The organism is Marisediminitalea sp., from assembly GCF_984433645.1.
On the sequence record NZ_CFIDRX010000081.1, the window covers coordinates 1 to 18916 of the forward strand.

Below are 18916 nucleotides of genomic sequence, written 5' to 3' on the forward strand. Positions count from 1 at the left end.
GTGTAAAGGGTATTCCCTAAGTCATAGTGGGCCGCAATGTTCTTTTTGGCCTGGTCGCGGGTGTTGCGGCGCTTGAGGTGCATAATTTTATCGAAAGGGAACGTGAGCCAGCTAAAACGTGACTCCCAACGGTCAAGCGTTGGCAAATTGCGCGCAAACAAACGAATAACATGCGTTAATTCAGGACTGCTCCACATACCATCTGTGTAGGTTTCACCTGATGCCACACTGCCACCAAACAACAGCTTTCGATAAGTTTTCGGTGAGTGAATATTTACCTCGGCATGTAAGTCGCTGCTGCTATTGCCGCATTGTGCAACTACCGCGTCATTTTCTTTAATGACAAGATACCCCTCGGGCAATGTTTGCATTAATGAAATAAAAATTTGGCGACAAATCTTGTCGATAGAGGTAAAAGTGAGTGTTGGGTAAATTGCTGATTCACTGTTGGCCATGGTTCATTCCTGACTATTTATCGGATGTGAATATACGGGCGTGCGCTTTATCCATAACTTTGCGGCTTGCCAGTAGATTCCGACGACAGTTCTAAGTGTCATATTAGGTATAGCTTTGATTACGTTGATAATCGACTTTGAGTTCAATGGTTGCTGTGCTAAATGCATCATTGCGGTGAAATGCTTGTTGCCTTTATAGCAACTTAATCCCACCGAAAAGGTGTCGGCTGGCTGTTGTACATGCCAGCGATAAATCATGTCGATGGGATTAAACGGAGATACATGAAACGCTTTTTCTGTATCAGCCTGCACTGCCAGATCGACGAGGTAATGATGACGTTCATTCCAGGGCGTGTTGCTGACTTCAGCCAGTAAGTGTGTGAACACACCAGAACGTTTATCGCGTAGAAAGTAAAAGTTAACCGGGCTGAAGTACAACCCAAAGTGCCGGGCCTGTCCTAATAAAAAGATGTCTCCCGCGAGATGCTCACCTTCGGTATGCAAAGCATTCATTCTCTCGAGTACGGCCTGCTTCAACGGTACGGTAGGATCGCCGAGATAATCACTGCGTCGAAACTCGAACGCTGCGCGACGGCAATTCGAGAACCCTTTTACGGTGTGAGCAAGTTGATTAACCTCATCTAAATGCAGCCACATCATTGCAATGCCGTAGGAAAAGGCATGCTGGGTAGGCCTGAAGCGTTGGTGTAATACCTTCCCGGTATACAGAGCGCTTTCCATTACAATTCCTCACCAAACCGTTTACAGACGTCTAATGCAGAACGCACACCGTCTTCGTGAAATCCGTTGTACCAGTATGCCCCGCAGAAATGCATATGATCAACGCCGCAAATGACATTGCGTTTGTTTTGCGCTGCGACCATGTTTTCACTGAATTGGGGGTGTGCGTAACGGTATTCACCCAGTACATCGTTTTGATTAACAGAGGGGGAATTCAAACTAACACAAAATGTTGTGGGTGTTACCAAGCGCTGCAGGATGTTCATGTTGTACGTAACCGCTGCGGGGCGTGCTTGTTCTTCTGCAGAACCGGTTAACCGATAATTCCAGCTAGCCCATGCAAGTTTACGTTGAGGCAGTTGAGCAGTGTCTGTGTGCAGCACAACGTCGTTTTCTGCGTAGGGTATAGCCCCGAGTACCGCTTTGTGGTCGGCGGAAGGTTCAGCCATCATTTGCAAGGCCTGGTCGCTGTGGCAGGCAAAGATAATCTCATCGAATAAATGGCTGTCGCCGTGGGCTGTAATGACTTCAATGCCTTGCTCGACAGTGCGGACGGATTTTACCGGCGTATTGAGTTTAATGCGGTCTGCAAAAGAGGCGGTCAGGGGTTTAATGTATTCTCTGGAGCCGCCCATGATGGTGTACCACTGTGGACGGTCAGTAATATTCAGTAAGCCATGGTTATTAAAGAACTTCAGGAAAAAAGCCAACGGAAAAGCCTTGGTTTGCTCAAGGCTGGCTGACCAGATTGCTGCGCACATGGGATAAATGTAGTGCTCACTAAAACTGTCGCTAAAGCCGTGTCGGGCAATGAAATCTGCTAGCGTTACCCCTTCTACGGGCTCGTTGTTTTCAAGTACCGCCTTGCAGGTTTTGTTAAATTTAACGATGTCATTAACGATTCGCCAAAATCGCGGGCGAAGCAGGTTGCGTCGTTGTGCAAACAGGGTGTTTAGGTCGTGCCCGTTGTATTCGATATTGGTTTTTTCATGATGTACCGAAAAACTCATTTCGGTTTCCTGGTATGCAACCCCGAGTTGCGTCAGTAACTTAATGAAATTCGGGTATGTCCAGTCATTGAATACAATAAAGCCAGTGTCGATGGCGAATTGTTCACCGTTGACGGATACATCCTTGGTTGCCGTGTGGCCGCCAATATAATCGTTTGCTTCAAATACAGTGATATCGTGCTGACGATTGAGTAAATAGGCGCTGGTCAGGCCGGATATGCCTGTGCCAACAATTGCTATGCGTTTTGCCATAATAATGCTTGCCGTTATTGTTGTAATTTGGATGACAGCCAGCGTTTGATGCGCTGGGGTAGATGGTTAAGGATGCGTAATATCCAGCCAAATACGTTGGGAAAATAGATTGCCATTTGTTTTGCTTCTATGCGTTTCAGCAGCGTTTCAGCTGCCTCTTCGGCGGTGATTTTCATTGGCATTTCGAAATCGTTTTTATCAGTTAACGGGGTTTCCACGAACCCCGGTGAAACGCTCTGAACAATGACGCCTTTTGCCCGTAAATCCACACTCAGGCTCTGGGTTAAATAATGTACTGCCGCTTTACTGGCGCCATAGGCTTCGCTGCGCGTGAAGGGCAGTAATCTGGCCATTGAATCAATAATAACTAGCTGTGTGTTTTTTTCGCATTTGGGCAAAAGTGCATGAATGCAGTTAACAATGCCGAAAAAATTGACCTCAAATACGCGTTTGAACAGTGCAGGGTCGAATTCGGGTAAATCAACGTATTCGCAAGTGCCTGCATTTAATACCGCGATGTCGAATGTTGTGTCACCGAGCGCTTTATTGGTTTGTTCGAGATCCGTAACGTCAAATTGTAATGTATCGATATTACTGTTTTTACTTAGTTCGGCCAGTGCCTGCATGTTTCTGCCACATGCGATAACGCGGTAACCTGCGTTGGCAGCGTGAAGTGCAAATGCTTTGCCGATGCCGGAAGTGGCACCGGTTACCAGAATCGATTTCATTGTGTCAGTCGCTTCTTAATATAGTGAATAACGCGCTTTAGCACGGGGACATGCTCATAAACCATTTCGCCCATATCGTAATAGTCACGGTGGTAGATAACGCGGTCGTCTTTTAACGTAAGCAGTGATACCCCATTGACATAGATGGGGCGGGACTGATTATTCAGCGTCAGGTGCATGGTCCATTCGACAGTAAAGTCGTAGGGCGAATTAGTTGATGAACTCTCAATAAAATGATGGATATCAAATTTACAAGAGGACGTACTGTCAAGAAGATGAGCGAAATAGGCTTTTACGCTCTCAATACCAGAATGGCTGGCGATAGGGTCCTTAAACAGAATCTGCTCGTGGTACACATTATCCAGATCGTCTATATCGACGTTAGCGAGATCGGCGTAAAACTGAGTGAAGCGTGTTTTGAATGACATGACTTAATCACTTGAATTGTTTGCCATAAGTACAGAATATATACATTAGCAGATCACTTTTTGTCGCGCATGGCATTAAAAATGGTTTTATGTAGTGATTGCCGAATATAAATAGATCCAATTGCAAGCGCACGGCGTAATGAGAATCGATTAGTTAACGAATGTAAGGCTTATGCATCACCACAACATTCCTTTATTTCCTTTGTCCGCGCACTTGCTCCCTGGTGGGCACATGGCGTTGCGTATTTTTGAGCCTCGGTATGTCCGCATGGTCAAGGAAGCCTGTGCAGGAAATGGGTATTTTGTTCTATGTATGCTCAATTCCCGCGGGGATCAGGCATCCAATGAGCATATCTTTCCAATAGGCACGCTGTGTAAAATAGTCGACTTCGACTTACTAGACGATGGTTTACTCGGCATCAACGTGGAAGGCGTCTGTTGTGTCAGTGTCGAAAATATCAAAACAGAAGCTGACGGACTGCGAATCGGCGATTGCACAGAGCAACATCACTGGTCTTGTGTTATTGAGGACGAGAAAATCTCGCCTTTGCGAATTAAACTAGAACTCATTTACGACAAATACCCGGAAATAGCCCGCCTGTACCCAGAGCTCAAATTTAATGACCCTATGTGGGTAATATACCGGTGGCTTGAATTATTACCCGTGGATGCTGCCAACAAACAAGCGTTTCTGGGTGAAAAAAACTGCGATAACGTGCTAAATTATATTAGTGAATTAGTTCGTTAAAAATAATGATCTGTTTGTTTAATCTGTCAGTAATAACTGTATATTCGTAAATTACGGACAGGAACTATGCTTGTTGGAATTCCTTTGGAACATGAAAATAGCGCAATAGAACCAAAAGAGTGTGCGGTAGAAATGTCGCAGTACCTCGTGCAGGTCGCGGAAACGCGATGCAAAGCGTCGTTCGCTCGAATCTTTGGTTATTTCGCGCCACGTTTGCGTTCCTATGCTTTAAAGCAACTCGGAAACGAAGCGCTGGCAATGGAGCTGGTGCAGGACACAATGTCTAATGTCTGGCAAAAGGCCCATTTGTTTAATTCTGAAAAGGGCTCTCCGTCCACCTGGATATTTACGATAGCCAGAAATATCCGATTCGACATGCTCCGCAAAGTCCAAAACCGCAAAGAAGACATTTGTGCAGACGATCTTTGGCCAGTGTTGTGTGAGCAAACGCCCGACCAAAATGAGACCAGCCTGGACGAGCAGGTCACTCTGGAGCAAATAGGCCACTTGTTTGACGAGCTTCCGGAGAAGCAAAAAGTAGTTATAGAAGCCATATACATTGATGGTAAGTCTCAGCAAGAGATCGCTGATGAGTTAGCAATACCTTTAGGTACAGTGAAATCTCGCACACGACTGGCGTTACAACGATTAAAAGGTATGCTAAGCGAGTATGATTAAGTTTCATCCTACCCCCGAACATTTAAAGCATTTTGTAGAGGGAACTTTGTCGCCGGTAGAGTCATTAATGATTTCTGCACACTGCGACATGTGCGAGCACTGTCAGCACAAAGTTGACGCGTTTACTTCTACTTTTGCCAGCAACGAAATTGAGGAAGCTGTAGAGAGCTATGACCCTGATTTCGATTTGATGCTTGCAAACATTACGCAGCAACCTGCGGCAGAGAGGGCGTATCGCCCGCAAGGAATTAAGCAAGCGACGTCGATTGAACTGGACGGCAAATCCTTTGAGTTGCCGAAAACGCTTCATCGATTAGTTAAAAAGAAAGGCAACTGGTCCTCTCTGGTAGGTAAGTTGTGGCAATCACCCGTTGATTTGGGATGCGATGGCGTTGCTAATTTCATTTACATCGAAAAGGGTGGCACGGTGCCGGAACACACACACCGCGGGTCTGAAATGACACTAGTGATAAACGGTGAGTTCTCCGATGGTTTAAATGATTATGATTCTGGTGACTTGATTTACATGACCGGTGAACATACTCATGCCCCTCGTTCTGACGCGCCTGAAGGCTGTCTGGTGTTCAGTGTTGTAGACCAACCTTTACATTTTACTTCTGGCCTAGCGAGATTGTTGAATCCATTCAGCCATTTATTCTTCAGATAGCCAGTGCACCTTGCACTGGTTTCTTTTGCTTCAAGGCTCCCTGTTTTATTATCGGCTAACGTAACTTTCTACTGCTAATGTAAGCACTTTCAAAAAGTTCTGGTATTCTACCTGTCTGGATCCTATGGATAGGTGGGCATGGTTAGCCACTTTATATTTCAAGTCATTTTGTTTTGTGTGTTTCCGTCGGTGCTGTCGATGGAGAAAAACCCGCATACGCGGAAGAGTATCGTTATACATTTACGTCAGCTTAGTGCTACTGATGGGCGGCTTCCTAGGCGCGGTTTATTCGCTGGAATTGTTTAATAGCATTAAGTTATCTGGCGGCACCATTGCTTACGGCGGATTTATGATGGCCTGTGTGATACTGGCCTTTATTGAACGCGACGCCTTTATATTGCAAAACATTATGCGCTTAGTGTTCACGGTGGGCTTATTCAAAGTGCTGCTGTTTGCGCTGGTGGTAAAGAGTCTCAGGGCTGAACAGGTAATTAACGCACTTGACGTGCCCGCTGCGCTATTTGAATTGTCAATCCCGCTGATTATTCTTGGTGCGGTATTAATAATTCTTGAGCTTTATCTGCTGATTTTTCTGTTCGACAGGTTCAAAAGTCGTATTGCCGGGCATGCAAACCTCAGCCTGGCCTATAGCCTGAGTTTTGTTTTTGTGATCGTCGCAGACGGCATATTGTTTCCGCTACTGGCGTTTGGGGTACACAGCGACACCTTTGAGCTAATTATTGGTAATTTTAGCGGGAAAGTACTCATTGCGTGTTCTTATGGGTTGTTCCTGTTCGCATTTCTACTGTTTAGCCGTCACCGCATGGAGAAGGTGGTAAAAGAGCCTCTGCTGGACTGGAACCTGCTGTTGTCCAGTGGCAAGGAAATCGTCGAGCAAATGGACAGGCATGAGCAACAACTCAGACAGGCAAAAACGGTCTTCGAAACCAGTCGTGAAGGGATCGCAATCCTGAATCTCGACTTTGCAATCGTCGATGCAAATAACGCCTTAGTGAAAATGGTGAACCCGCTGTCGGATGACACATCGTCGATTCTGCACGACAAATTACTCGAACGATTCCTACCACCGGAAACCGGTAACAGGGTCCAACAACTATTGAAATCAGGTCAAAGCTGGTCAGGGGAAATCAACTGGTCGTCAGCAGAAATGCGTCGCTACGGTTTATTGAATCTGGTGCCGGTAACCGACCGGATTGGTAGTATTTCTCATTACACCTTGTCACTCACTGAGGTATCAGAATTAGTGCATACCCGGGAAGAATTACGGTTTCTGGCCAACCACGATGTATTAACTGCATTGCCAAACCGGCGGCAGTTGCACACAGTATTAGCTCGGGATTTGCGGCCGTTCAGTGCGGGGATTTGTAAAGCCCTGCTCATTATTGATTTGGATAATTTTAAGCAAATTAATGACAGTTTTGGCCATGTGGCCGGCGACGAACTGCTACTGGATTTCACGCACCGCATTTCATTTACTATTTTAGGTAAAGGGACCTTGTACCGTATCGGCGGTGATGAATTTGCCATATGGACGCACTCAATTTCCTCTATTAAAGAGGCGCTGGATTTAGCGGAAGCGGTTCGCGAAGAGGCTATTAAGCCGTTCCGAGTGAACAACGATGAGTTGGTCAGAGTGAATTGTTGTATTGGAATTAGTGCTTATCCGCACCATGCAAAAGAAGTAAAGTCGATTTATCAACAAGCTGATACGGCCCTCTACTGGGCAAAAGAGCTAGGAAAAGGCAGTATAAAACTTTACAAGCAAGGGATGACAGACTCGCGCAGAAAGTCACTTCAACTGGAAAGTGCGCTACGTGATGCGTTGGCAAATGATGAAATTCAAGTGTACTGGCAGCCTCAAATTAATCTTCAGTCAGGTGAGTTTGTTGGCGCTGAAGTGTTGGCGAGATGGGAAAGTAAAACGCTCGGGTGGGTAGCACCGGATGTATTCATACCTATTGCTGAAAATGCAGGGTTAATGTCACAGCTAACCCGGATTGTGTTTGCAAAAACATGCAATGCACTTATTAGCATGCCCTCGGCAATTCGGGAGCGATTGAAAGTAGCAGTAAATCTATCGGCGCTGGACATATCGCAACCCGGTTTATTAGACGATATGTTGGCAGAGCTTCATAAGCACGCCTTGTCGCCCTCGCGATTTGAATTGGAATTAACCGAGAGTGCGCTACTGGATATGGACACCCAACAATTGGCTAGTTTCAAAGATGCGGGTTTTTGTCTCGCGTTGGACGATTTTGGCACTGGGTATTCCTCTTTGGCTTATTTAAATACCTTACCCTTCGATGTGCTGAAGATTGACAAGAGTTTCATTGCGCAAATACCCCGTGAGCAATCGAGTTGTTCACTCACTCACAGTATTATTCAAATGGGCAGAGAGCTTGGATGTGAGATTGTGGCTGAGGGCGTAGAAACCGTTGAGCAAGTTGTTTTTCTTACCAAAGAGCAATGTCATAAAGTGCAGGGATACCTTTATACCAAACCGCTGCCAATAGATGAATTTGTGGATTATTGTGAGTCTTACCAAAGTCCGGTGTAGGGCAGAAAAGGCACTCGCACTTTTCATAGACAAACAAAAACGCCCTGTTGCAAAGCAGGGCGTTTTTTATTGTTTTAATATCGTTGCGCTTTAACTGATAAATTCGCTATTAGGGAAGTTCAGTTTCAGCGTTTTCATCGCGTTGTCTTTCAATTCAGTCAGCTCTAACTGATCATAACATTCCACCATGATTTCCAGTGCCTGCTGAACTTGGTTTGAATCAGGGTAGTGCTCCAGAATGTACTTTCCGCGGTTGGCAGCAGCAATGTAGGCTTCACGACGCATATAAAAACGTGCGATCGCGACTTCATATTTGGCCAGTCGATTCTTAATAAACACCATACGCTTACGTGCGTCAGCTGCGTATTTACTGTCAGGGAATTGTTGGATCAGACGGCGGAAATCGTCAAAAGCCTGCTTTGACTTCGTTGGATCACGGTCTGTATTGTCAATGCCTACCATTTCCTGGAACAGATTATTGTCGGCTTCCATGTTCGTTAAACCACGCATATAGAAGGCGTAATCCACGTCTGCATGGTTAGGGTTCAACCGAATGAAACGGTCAATGGTAGCCAGAGTTTGGTCGGATTTACCTGATTTGTAATAGCTGAAAATCAAATCAAGTTGTACCTGGTGAGACAAAGGCCCAAAAGGAAAGCGAGAGTCCAGCGCACTCAGTGATGCAGCAGCAGCGGCAAAGTTGCCGTTTTCCATACTTTCACGCGCTCTGTCGTAAAGCGATTGCGCATCCAGATTCGCGTTGACCACTTGTGCTTCTTTATCTTCTGAAGACGAGCATCCAGCTAAGCTAACAATGGCGCCGAACACCAGTGGTGCAATGCAACGGGTAATTTTCATAGTACTTCTAGTTCCTGGTCCGTTTTATTCGCTACTGTATTACGTACAGCAAAATTTTCGTTATTTTAACGTACTTGCACGCAAACACCATATAAACACCAAAAGAAAACCGCCAACGACGGCAAACCTTGTTATAATCTGCGCTTTGCGTTCCTGTCTTAGGCGGTTATGGTACAACAAAGTTCACAAATTTCATTATCAGCGAGCACTGAATTTCAACATTTTGGTATGCGGTTAGATCAGGTCGTGGCTGATTTGTTCCCTGATTATTCACGTTCGAAGCTAAAAGAATGGATTTTGGCCGGCAATGTCTGTGTAAATGGCGAGCCATGTGTGGTGCCAAGACAGAAGATGACCGGTGACGAAGTGATTTCGGTTGAAGCCGAAATTGAGCAACAGGTTGTGAATGAAGCTCAGGCTATTGAGCTGGATATCGTTTATGAAGACGAAGATATTCTGATCATTAACAAACCCGCTGACTTGGTGGTTCATCCGGGTGCTGGTAATCAGGATGGTACCTTGCTGAATGCATTGCTGGCTCATGTACCGGACATCGACAAAGTACCTCGTGCCGGCATTGTCCATCGTCTGGACAAAGACACGACCGGCCTGATGGTGGTAGCGAAAACTTTACCAGCCCAAACTCACTTGGTTGACCAACTGCAAACTCGTGTGATGAGCCGGGAGTATGAAGCATTGGTAAACGGCACTATGGTGGCCGGCGGGCTGGTGGATGCGCCTATTGGACGCCACTCAACCAAACGAACTCACATGGCCGTGAGGGAAATGGGTAAACCCGCGGTGACTCACTACCGCGTAATTGAAAAGTTCCGCGCCCATACTCACGTTAGATTAAAACTTGAAACCGGGCGCACGCATCAAATTCGTGTTCACATGGCGTATATTAAACACCCTCTGGTTGGTGACCCTGCGTACGGTGGTCGTTTGCGACTGCCAAAAGGATCGAGTGACGAATTTGCAAATACCCTTCGGGGCTTTAATCGTCAGGCGCTTCACGCCGCTCAGCTTTCTTTGTATCACCCAACTACAGATGAATGGATGACCTGGCAGGCGCCTTTGCCACAAGATATGGTCGCGCTTATTGATTCAGTAAGAGAAGATACCAAGATTCATGGTATCGATGACTACTAAAACACCGTTGATTATCCCGCAGTGGCAAGCACCCAAAGGGGTGTTTGCGTATTGCACGACACGACTTGGTGGTGTCAGCGACTCCCCTTTTGACTCACTCAATGTGGGCAATCATGTTGGTGATGAGTCAGTCCGGGTCCGGGAAAACCGCAGCAGACTGCCTTTTGCCAGTCACATTCATTGGTTAAATCAAACTCACAGTAGCGATGTTATTGCGTTACCGTCAGATCAATACGACGGCGATGCGTCAGTCAGTCGAGACAGGCAATCTTTCTGTGCAGTTATGACGGCCGACTGTGTACCAGTGTTGTTGTGCGATAACGATGCTACCGTTGTGGCAGCGGTGCACGCCGGTTGGAAAGGACTGGCGAATGGCATTATTGCCAGGACTATTGCAGCCATGGCTATAGATGCGGAATGCCTCCATGCCTGGATTGGGCCCGCGATTAGTGGACCTTGCTATGAAGTCGATATCGGTATGGCTGCAAAGTTTACGGAATTTCCCGATGCTGTACTGGCTCATACCCATGCAGAAAAGTGCTATTTGGATCTGCCTCTGATAGCAAAACAGCAATGTGAACAAGCCGGCATACGGCAGGTTACCTCCTCTCATCTTTGTACTTATCAACAATCATCGCTATTCTTTTCACATAGACGTGCTTGCCATGAAGGCATTTCAGGCACGGGCAGGATTGTCAGTGTCATCGGGCTGTCCGACGCGGATTATTCAAGTCTGTAAACGTTGCGCTAGCGCAATAAATTGCCGTATTTTTACACAGCAAACTTGAATCTTGATTCTGTCATACCCATAAATGAAGCAAGGTTATTTACGCACGGTTAAAGAGGTTTTATGCGTTTAGATAGATTTACCAGCAAGTTCCAGATTGCGATCTCTGATGCGCAGTCTCTTGCTTTGGGCAGAGATCATCAGTTTATCGAGCCTGTGCATTTAATGACAGCGTTGCTAAACCAGCAAGGCGGTTCAGTGCGTTCATTGTTGGATCAGGCAAGTATCAATGTGAATGCACTTCGCTCCGCGTTGGCAGAAGCCATTGACAGGTTGCCCAGAATTGAGGGCATTGGTGGTGATGTGCAACTGGGCAAAGAGTCTGTTGTGCTTTTAAACCTGTGCGACAAGATTGCACAGCAACGCAAAGACGATTACATCACATCTGAAATTTTTGTATTGGCAGCAATTCAGGACAAAGGCCGTCTTGGCGATATCCTGAAATCGCTGGACATTACTAAAGACAAAATTGAAAAAGCCATTGATGCCATGCGAGGTGGTCAGAAAGTGACTGACCCGAATGCAGAAGATGTACGTCAGGCACTGGAAAAATTCACTACCGATCTGACCGAGAGAGCAGAGCAGGGTAAGTTGGATCCGGTTATTGGACGAGATGATGAAATCCGTCGAACCATTCAGGTATTGCAGCGCCGTACCAAAAACAATCCGGTACTCATTGGTGAGCCTGGTGTGGGTAAAACCGCCATTGTTGAAGGGCTGGCACAGCGGATCATAAACGGTGAAGTCCCCGAAGGACTAAAAGACAAGCGCGTATTGTCGTTAGATATGGGGGCCCTGGTGGCCGGTGCTAAATACCGTGGTGAGTTTGAAGAACGGTTAAAAGCGGTACTCAATGAGCTGGCCAAAGAAGAAGGTCGGGTTATTCTGTTTATCGATGAACTGCATACCATGGTAGGTGCTGGGAAATCCGAAGGCGCAATGGATGCGGGCAATATGCTCAAGCCTGCATTAGCGCGAGGAGAATTACACTGTGTAGGTGCAACGACGCTGGATGAGTACCGTCAGTATATTGAAAAGGATGCAGCGCTTGAACGTCGCTTCCAGAAAGTACTGGTGGAAGAGCCGAGTGTAGAAGATACCATTGCCATTTTACGTGGCTTGAAAGAACGTTACGAGTTGCATCATTCTGTGGACATAACGGACCCGGCGATAGTTGCGGCGGCCACGTTATCGCATCGCTATATTAGCGACAGACAGTTGCCTGACAAAGCTATTGATTTGATAGACGAGGCAGCGTCCAGTATTCGTTTACAGATCGATTCAAAACCGGAAGAAATGGATCGCCTCGAGCGCCGAATTATCCAGTGGAAGCTGGAAGAACAAGCGTTGGCAAAAGAAACGGATGATGCCAGTCATAAGCGCCTTGAAATGATCGAATTGGAACGTGAACAGGCAGAATTGAAGTTTTCCGAACTGGAAAAGATCTGGAAAGACGAAAAAGAAGCCATGCAAGGCACGCAGTCTATTAAATCTGAGTTGGAACAAGCCAAACTGGATTTAGAGATTGCCCGTCGTGCTTCTGATTTAAACCGTATGTCGGAACTGCAGTATGGTCGTATTCCTGAGTTAGAAATGAAGCTGGAAAAAGCAGCCGAAAATGAAACGCGGGAAACCCTGTTACTGAAAAACAAAGTTTCAGACGCTGAAATTGCCGAAGTGTTGTCGCGGTGGACCGGTATTCCTGTGGCAAAAATGCTCGAAGGCGAGCGCGACAAATTACTGCGCATGGAGGATGTGCTGCATAAACGGGTAGTAGGACAACAAGAAGCCGTTGCTGCTGTGTCGAATGCGATACGACGCTCACGAGCTGGACTGGCAGATCCCAATCGACCTATTGGTTCATTCCTGTTTCTTGGTCCAACAGGTGTCGGTAAAACGGAGTTATGTAAGTCACTCGCAGGTTTCATGTTCGATACCGAAGATGCAATGATTCGTATCGATATGTCTGAATTTATGGAAAAACATTCCGTTGCCCGATTGGTCGGCGCACCGCCGGGATATGTGGGGTACGAAGAGGGGGGTTACCTTACCGAAGCTGTGCGTCGCAAGCCGTACTCGGTTATTCTGCTGGATGAAGTAGAGAAGGCGCATCCGGATGTGTTTAATATTCTGTTGCAGGTGTTAGACGACGGCCGCTTAACAGACGGGCAGGGGCGCACGGTTGACTTTAAGAACACCGTTGTGATCATGACCTCTAACTTAGGTTCGGATATCATTCAGGACAAACATCAGGAAAGTCAGTACGACGAAATGAAGTCGATGGTGATGAACGTGGTAGGGCAGCACTTTAGGCCTGAGTTTATTAACCGTGTGGATGACATTGTCGTATTCCACCCGCTAGGTAAAGAGCAGATCAAGTCTATTGCTAAGATCCAGTTAGCGTCGCTACGAGCGCGCCTGGCAGACAAGGGTTACAAGTTGGAGCTTTCAGCGGCTGCCATGGACAAGCTGGCCGATGCCGGATTCGACCCTGTGTTTGGGGCGAGACCGTTAAAGCGGGCTATTCAGACTCAGATAGAAAATCCGCTGGCGCAGCAATTGCTGTCAGGTACTATATTACCTGAATCCACCATTCGGATTGATGTCGACGGTGAGAATCTGATCGTTTTCTAATACCGTAGGAATGTGAAAGAGGCTGTGCAATACAGCCTCTTTTTGTTTGATAAGAAGTATTTCTTTCGGCTTGTTAATCCAAACGTTTGAATAATGCTTCCGCGTCAGCTTTGTCTGGAAACGCTTTTTCCAACGTGTTGTTGCGGATTAATTCTTCTTTGGCTTCTTCCTTCTTACCTAATTTTTCCAATGTTGCCGCGATATGATATTGAATCGTTGGATCTTCTGAGTTCACCGCATAGGCTCTGCGCAGCGTATCCAAGCCTTTTTCTAATTGGTTAGCCGAAACCAGTAGCCAACCGTAAGTATCCAGCAGTGGTGCTGAATTATTGGTAATATCCAGCGCTTGCTTACTGTATTCCAGCGCTTTTTCTATGTCTTTACCGGCATAGATATTGGCCATGTTATTCAGGATAAAAGCACGTTGTGCGAGTTGATCCTCATCCAGAAGCACCGTATATATTTTTTCGGCTTCGTCGTATTGCTTATCCAGCATCAACGCATCAGCAAGAATCTGCTTTACGATAAGTGAACGGTTGCCACTCGCCGTAAATTCCTTTACGTATTTTATAAACTTATTTCGGTACTGCTGGTTTTGCTGCGCGAGAACATAGAGTTTCAACAGCGGCATGTTAAAACTTGTCATCGCTTGATGTGATTTTAAATAGTACGAAAAGGCACCTTCCACTTCATTTTGAGCAAAGGCAAGATCGCCGCGAAGCATAAGGTAGTTAGCATTTGAGCCAAATGTTTTTTGATAAGATGCCAATTCTTCCTTGGCCGATTCGAGACGGGACTGTTCGACCAGGAAGTTAATATACTCAGCATGTGCCTGTTCCCATTTTGGCTTGAGTTCAATGGCACGCTTGATAGATCTTTCTGCTCCAGGGTAGTCAAGCGCCGTGCGTTGAATTTTGCTCAAACGCAGCAAATCAAATGCTTGATCTGACCAGGTTGCGTAAACAACATTTAACTGAGAAGCGGCATCCGCATAGTTGCGCATTTCAATTAGCACGTCGGCTTTTTGTAACATGTACTCTGAGTTCAATCTATCAAGATTGAGAAGTTGATTTATCTCTGAAATGGCATTTTTCAGGTCGCCCGTCTGACGATAAATAGATACGAGTAGTTCACGTGGCTCCGGGCTGGATGCGTTCAGGGCCTTTGCAATTAATAGTCTGTCAACGGCCAGGTCGAACTGCCCTTCTAACGTATAAATTTGACCCAGCAGTAATAGCGCAGACAGGCTGTCGCGTTTTTCTTTTACCACAGATTCCAGTAACTCAATGGCAACAGTGCGTTTGTCTTGCTGGAAAGCGATTCGCGCTTTGACAACTCTCGCGCCCAGATGATTGGGTTCGAGTCTAAGTGCTTTATTGACTATTTCTGTGGCTTCTTCGTTACGACCTAATCGCACCGCAATGTCTGCCCGAATGATTTGATATGCGAGATTATCCGGCCATTTTTCCGTTAAATACGAGGCTTGAATAAACGCGTTATTAAAGTCACCGATTTGACCAAACAAAATGGCTTTTAATTCGGCTACGGGTTCTTCTTTGTTATTGCTTAAATTAGCTTGTAAATAATCACTCGCAGCTTGATATTGAAATTTGCTCATCAGAAGCTTGGCATGGATCAGCTTCACTTTCGTGTTATCAGGATAGGCTTTTTCAAGCTCGGGTAGCATTCGCTCACACTTAAAGTTTCGACGAATAGAGATATAGAGCTCACAGGTCAATACGGCCACATCAGGGTTTTTAATAACAACATCAATATGTTTTTCGAGTGCGGTGATAGCGTCTTTGTAGTAGCCAAAACGCAGTAGAGAATCGGCCAGCATACCCACGATTTCAGGTGACGGTGTTCGATCAGAAACGTAACGGGCTAGTTCTGTACTGGCGAGTTCATAGTTTTGGTTAATATAAGCAACAATACCTGTCACAACACTGAGCTGTATTCGCTCATTTCGTTGTTTTTCATCGAGCAAGCTTAGCTCTTGTGTCAGTTGCTGAAGGATCTTATCTGCTTCAAACTGCTGTTTAGTCAGTGCAAGAATACGTGCTTTCAATAAGCGAATTTGAATATCTGCCGGTGTTTGTTGTTCAATTTTCGCAATAACCTGACGAGCCTCGTCATATTTTCCTAATTCTGCCAGTGCAGACGCTAATGAGCGCATATACAGCGGGTTAGACGGTTGTTGAGCATCTACGCGTTCGAATGTGTCTAATGCAGCCTCTTTTTGACCCTTGGCATGCTGTAATTTTCCATAGGTGTGCAATAGGGCGGCTGAAGACGGCATTTGGGAGCGATAACTGTTTAATAACTCTTCGGCGCTTTTGAGGTTGCCAATCGATATAAGCATGTCGGTGTAAGAACTTACGGCAGCAATATTATTCGGAGACAGTTTTAATATTTGCTGGTATTCCGATTCTGCATCTGAAGGCTTGTTCTGACGAATGAATGCACTGGCTGCATTTAGCTTTAGTGCAATTTTCGTTTCGGTTGATATAGGTTGAGAGTCGGCAAGACTAATAACCAAATCATATTCACCCTGCATCAAGTAAGCGGTGCTTAAATAGGGGAGTGCGAGGTTTTTATCTGCACCTAATTGCAGAGATTCTTCAAATTCATCGATGGCATCAATAGTAAAGCCGTCGATCAATAGAATTCGGCCCATCAGTAATTTAGACGGAAGGTGATCCGGGTTATCCCGCAACGTGTTTTTCAGCAATATGTAAGCTTCACCAATCTGTTCCTGATTGAACGCGCTTAACGCAGCTTCGTATTTCTCCTGAGCCAGTGAAGACGTTGACATTAAAAGCATCGCACCGGCAAATGTGCATTTCAGTAAGTTATTCATATTGCATCTGTGTTTACTATTTAAACTTAATTATGAAGGGTTTACAGACATAAAAAAACCCCGCTAGGCGGGGTTTTTTCAGAATAGTAGCATTATTATTTTTGTACTCTGCGGCGATTCCACATAAATACGAGCGCTGCTGCCATCAAGCCTAGAGATGCTGGCGCATTCGCTTCAACCGGGGGGGTTGTAGTCGTTGATTCGTGGCTTGTCATGATACCGGCAATTTTTACATAATCCTTGCCGTGTTCATAACCGCTGCTAGAACCGAAAAACTTATTATAAGCACCTACCAACCAATACTTTGACTCGAAGCCACCACTGTTAAAACTATTCCAACCTGAAGTGGCGCCGTGGTGAATGATTTCAAATACTGCATGCGTACCTGCAGTGATTGCACTGGCAAGTGAACTCCAGGTTGAGCTGCTGTTATATGTTGGAAGCGTATTAAAACCAACAACAACCATGTCACTGTCGTTTGTTGACCAACCGATGTTCAGTTTAGTTAAAGCTACAGACTTGTTAAAATCAAAAAATAACATGTCTCGAGCACCGTCGTTGTCTACTGTATGTTGGCTACTGCCTTCATCACGATTGTAAACGAGCAAACCGTGACTGTTAGATGAGACTTTTGCATCTTCTACAGTGCCATTGCTACCTGTGTCGGCAAACGCTTTAATATCAAGGTCTAATGTGCCTTGTGATATTTCATAGGTGTTGCCGTAACCACCCGGTGTGCTCGAAAAGTTACTCGAGCTCGTAAAATCGAATGTTGATACCGTTGTCGTCGCAACGGCTTGGCTAGCTGCCAATAAACCTATTGCAATAATACCTGACTTTAGCATTTCTCTTCCTCATAAAGACTACCCATTCTTGCAATAACAATAAAGCAAAATGCGGGCCAAAATATAAAAATCAATAATTTCAATTATATATGTCTGCTTGTGTCAGTATAATTTACGGCTATGTAAAAAAAGCTGACTGTATGTGATGAGAAAGCAATTCAACATGGCATTTTCATCAGCAGTTATTTCGAATAAATAATAACCGAATAAATACCGTAATAAGGTATAAGGCTTCATACCTTGTTATTGCTCGAAAAGAAGAGAGATAAAAATCTACAGGCAACAATAAACAGAGTATGAAATAATATAGAGGAACTATTAATCAGGGAATTCTATGACAGAAAGTAAACGCAAAGGTATTTATCTACTACCTAACCTGTTAACTACCGCCGGACTATTTTCGGGGTTCTTTGCCGTAGTCTCTTCAATGAATGGTAAATTTGAAGCGGCAGCAGTTGCAGTGTTCGTTGCGATGATCTTCGACGGCCTGGATGGAAGGGTTGCTCGAATTACTAATACACAAAGCGATTTTGGTGCTGAGTATGATTCAATGGCAGACATGGTGTCATTCGGAATGGCTCCAGCCTTAGTTGCGTATAACTGGGGACTAAGCGACCTGGGTAAAATAGGATGGTTTGCTGCTTTTATATATGTAGCTGGTGCAGCGTTGCGTTTAGCAAGGTTTAATACTCAGGTCGGAATTGCAGACAAGCGATACTTTCAGGGACTGGCGAGTCCGGCTGCGGCAGCAGTTGTGAGTGGCTTTGTATGGCTCGGTGTTGAATACGACATTGATGGTAACAGCATCGGGATTATTGTTGCCTTGATTACCGGGTTATCGGGATTACTAATGGTAAGCAACTTTAAGTACAACAGCTTTAAAGAGGTGAATTGGCACGGCAAAGTCCCCTTCGTTGCGTTACTGCTTATATTGCTGGTATTTATAGTAGTAGCAACAGAACCAGCCTTGGTCCTATTTATAGTGTTTGCCTTGTACGCCATGGCGGGCCCAATCAACACATTCAGAACGGTTGAAAAAGTAACGTTGAATGATGTGGTCGGTGATCAACTGGAGGATGCTGAGTTTCCAAATAGCGAAACTAATGCAAATACCCCTAATGAAGACAAGACTGACAATGTTGAACAGGCAACAGAGAGTGATAAAAAGACGCTTTAGTAGCTAAAATGAAGTTGAGATAGATGTTTTAATAAACAAAAACAGCTTAATTGATTAAAACGCGACCAAACGGTCGCGTTTTTTGTGGTTTTTTGAAAATAACGGTTGACGCAAATAACCAGATGCGTAGAATGCGCCCCACTTCAACGGGGAACGCCGAAAAGCAACTACCCAACATAACGCGAAAGCCTTATGTGAAGCGGTTTACAGCGAAATGCTTCGAAAATAAAATTTTCAAAAAAGTGTTGACGCAGGAAATCAAAAGCGTATTATACGCATCCCGCTTCGGCAGGTTCTAAAAGAACGCTGAAGCAGCAA

General features: G+C 45.4%; 15 protein-coding genes and 1 pseudogene. 8 read left to right on the plus strand and 8 right to left on the minus strand.

Annotated elements, in window-relative coordinates:
- From AC4MRN_RS11665 to AC4MRN_RS11685, 5 genes and pseudogenes are all read right to left on the minus strand, one after another.
- Nucleotides 1-455 (minus strand): annotated as a pseudogene (locus tag AC4MRN_RS11665) (SAM-dependent methyltransferase); the annotation flags it as partial.
- A 3-nt stretch (nucleotides 456-458) separates the two neighbouring features.
- A complete protein-coding gene (locus AC4MRN_RS11670; protein ID WP_255052942.1) occupies nucleotides 459-1196 on the minus strand; it encodes a DUF1365 domain-containing protein in 738 nt (245 codons plus the stop codon).
- A complete protein-coding gene (locus AC4MRN_RS11675; RefSeq protein WP_491203372.1) occupies nucleotides 1196-2458 on the minus strand; it encodes an NAD(P)/FAD-dependent oxidoreductase in 1263 nt (420 codons plus the stop codon). The genes AC4MRN_RS11670 and AC4MRN_RS11675 overlap by 1 nt, the downstream gene beginning before the upstream one ends.
- A gap of 14 nt (nucleotides 2459-2472) precedes the next feature.
- Nucleotides 2473-3186: an SDR family NAD(P)-dependent oxidoreductase gene (locus AC4MRN_RS11680; RefSeq protein WP_073322894.1), complete on the minus strand. Its 714-nt coding sequence runs from the start codon at nucleotides 3184-3186 to the stop codon at nucleotides 2473-2475.
- Nucleotides 3183-3614 carry a nuclear transport factor 2 family protein gene (locus tag AC4MRN_RS11685; RefSeq protein WP_491203373.1) on the minus strand — a complete coding sequence of 144 codons (432 nt, stop codon included), beginning with the start codon at nucleotides 3612-3614 and terminating at the stop codon, nucleotides 3183-3185. Before AC4MRN_RS11685 ends, AC4MRN_RS11680 begins: the two co-directional genes overlap by 4 nt.
- A gap of 172 nt (nucleotides 3615-3786) precedes the next feature.
- Between AC4MRN_RS11685 and AC4MRN_RS11690 the strand changes: the two genes are divergently transcribed.
- From AC4MRN_RS11690 to AC4MRN_RS11705, 4 genes are all read left to right on the plus strand, one after another.
- A complete protein-coding gene (locus AC4MRN_RS11690) occupies nucleotides 3787-4362 on the plus strand; it encodes an LON peptidase substrate-binding domain-containing protein (RefSeq protein WP_370241157.1) in 576 nt (191 codons plus the stop codon).
- 66 nt (nucleotides 4363-4428) lie between these two features.
- Entirely contained in the window at nucleotides 4429-5040 is a 612-nt protein-coding gene (locus AC4MRN_RS11695) for a sigma-70 family RNA polymerase sigma factor (RefSeq protein WP_073322888.1), read from the plus strand.
- A complete protein-coding gene (locus tag AC4MRN_RS11700) occupies nucleotides 5033-5707 on the plus strand; it encodes a ChrR family anti-sigma-E factor (protein WP_491203374.1) in 675 nt (224 codons plus the stop codon). Before AC4MRN_RS11695 ends, AC4MRN_RS11700 begins: the two co-directional genes overlap by 8 nt.
- Nucleotides 5708-5831: 124 nt before the next feature.
- Nucleotides 5832-8285: a putative bifunctional diguanylate cyclase/phosphodiesterase gene (locus AC4MRN_RS11705; RefSeq protein ID WP_491203375.1), complete on the plus strand. Its 2454-nt coding sequence runs from the start codon at nucleotides 5832-5834 to the stop codon at nucleotides 8283-8285.
- A gap of 90 nt (nucleotides 8286-8375) precedes the next feature.
- On the opposite strand, the gene AC4MRN_RS11710 is transcribed toward AC4MRN_RS11705, so the two are convergent.
- Nucleotides 8376-9143 carry an outer membrane protein assembly factor BamD gene (locus AC4MRN_RS11710; RefSeq protein WP_073322882.1) on the minus strand — a complete coding sequence of 256 codons (768 nt, stop codon included), beginning with the start codon at nucleotides 9141-9143 and terminating at the stop codon, nucleotides 8376-8378.
- Nucleotides 9144-9311: 168 nt separating this feature from the next.
- Here AC4MRN_RS11710 and rluD point away from each other — a divergent pair, with 168 nt between their 5' ends.
- From rluD to clpB, 3 genes are all read left to right on the plus strand, one after another.
- Nucleotides 9312-10295, plus strand: coding sequence for a 23S rRNA pseudouridine(1911/1915/1917) synthase RluD (rluD, locus tag AC4MRN_RS11715; RefSeq protein WP_073322880.1), 984 nt, complete (start codon nucleotides 9312-9314; stop codon nucleotides 10293-10295).
- Nucleotides 10285-11034: a peptidoglycan editing factor PgeF gene (pgeF, locus tag AC4MRN_RS11720; protein WP_321200638.1), complete on the plus strand. Its 750-nt coding sequence runs from the start codon at nucleotides 10285-10287 to the stop codon at nucleotides 11032-11034. Before rluD ends, pgeF begins: the two co-directional genes overlap by 11 nt.
- A gap of 111 nt (nucleotides 11035-11145) precedes the next feature.
- On the plus strand, nucleotides 11146-13716 hold the full coding sequence (gene clpB, locus AC4MRN_RS11725; RefSeq protein WP_073322876.1) for an ATP-dependent chaperone ClpB: 2571 nt from the start codon (nucleotides 11146-11148) through the stop codon (nucleotides 13714-13716).
- A 73-nt stretch (nucleotides 13717-13789) separates the two neighbouring features.
- Here the strand turns inward: clpB and prsT are convergent, their stop codons facing one another.
- Nucleotides 13790-16531: an XrtA/PEP-CTERM system TPR-repeat protein PrsT gene (prsT, locus tag AC4MRN_RS11730; protein WP_491203376.1), complete on the minus strand. Its 2742-nt coding sequence runs from the start codon at nucleotides 16529-16531 to the stop codon at nucleotides 13790-13792.
- Between the two features lie 140 nt (nucleotides 16532-16671).
- Complete coding sequence (xdp1, locus tag AC4MRN_RS11735; RefSeq protein WP_073322872.1) at nucleotides 16672-17421, minus strand: exosortase-dependent surface protein XDP1; 750 nt, start codon at nucleotides 17419-17421, stop codon at nucleotides 16672-16674.
- A 334-nt stretch (nucleotides 17422-17755) separates the two neighbouring features.
- Between xdp1 and pssA the strand changes: the two genes are divergently transcribed.
- Nucleotides 17756-18598, plus strand: coding sequence for a CDP-diacylglycerol--serine O-phosphatidyltransferase (pssA, locus tag AC4MRN_RS11740; protein ID WP_073322870.1), 843 nt, complete (start codon nucleotides 17756-17758; stop codon nucleotides 18596-18598).
- Nucleotides 18599-18916 lie beyond the last annotated feature (318 nt).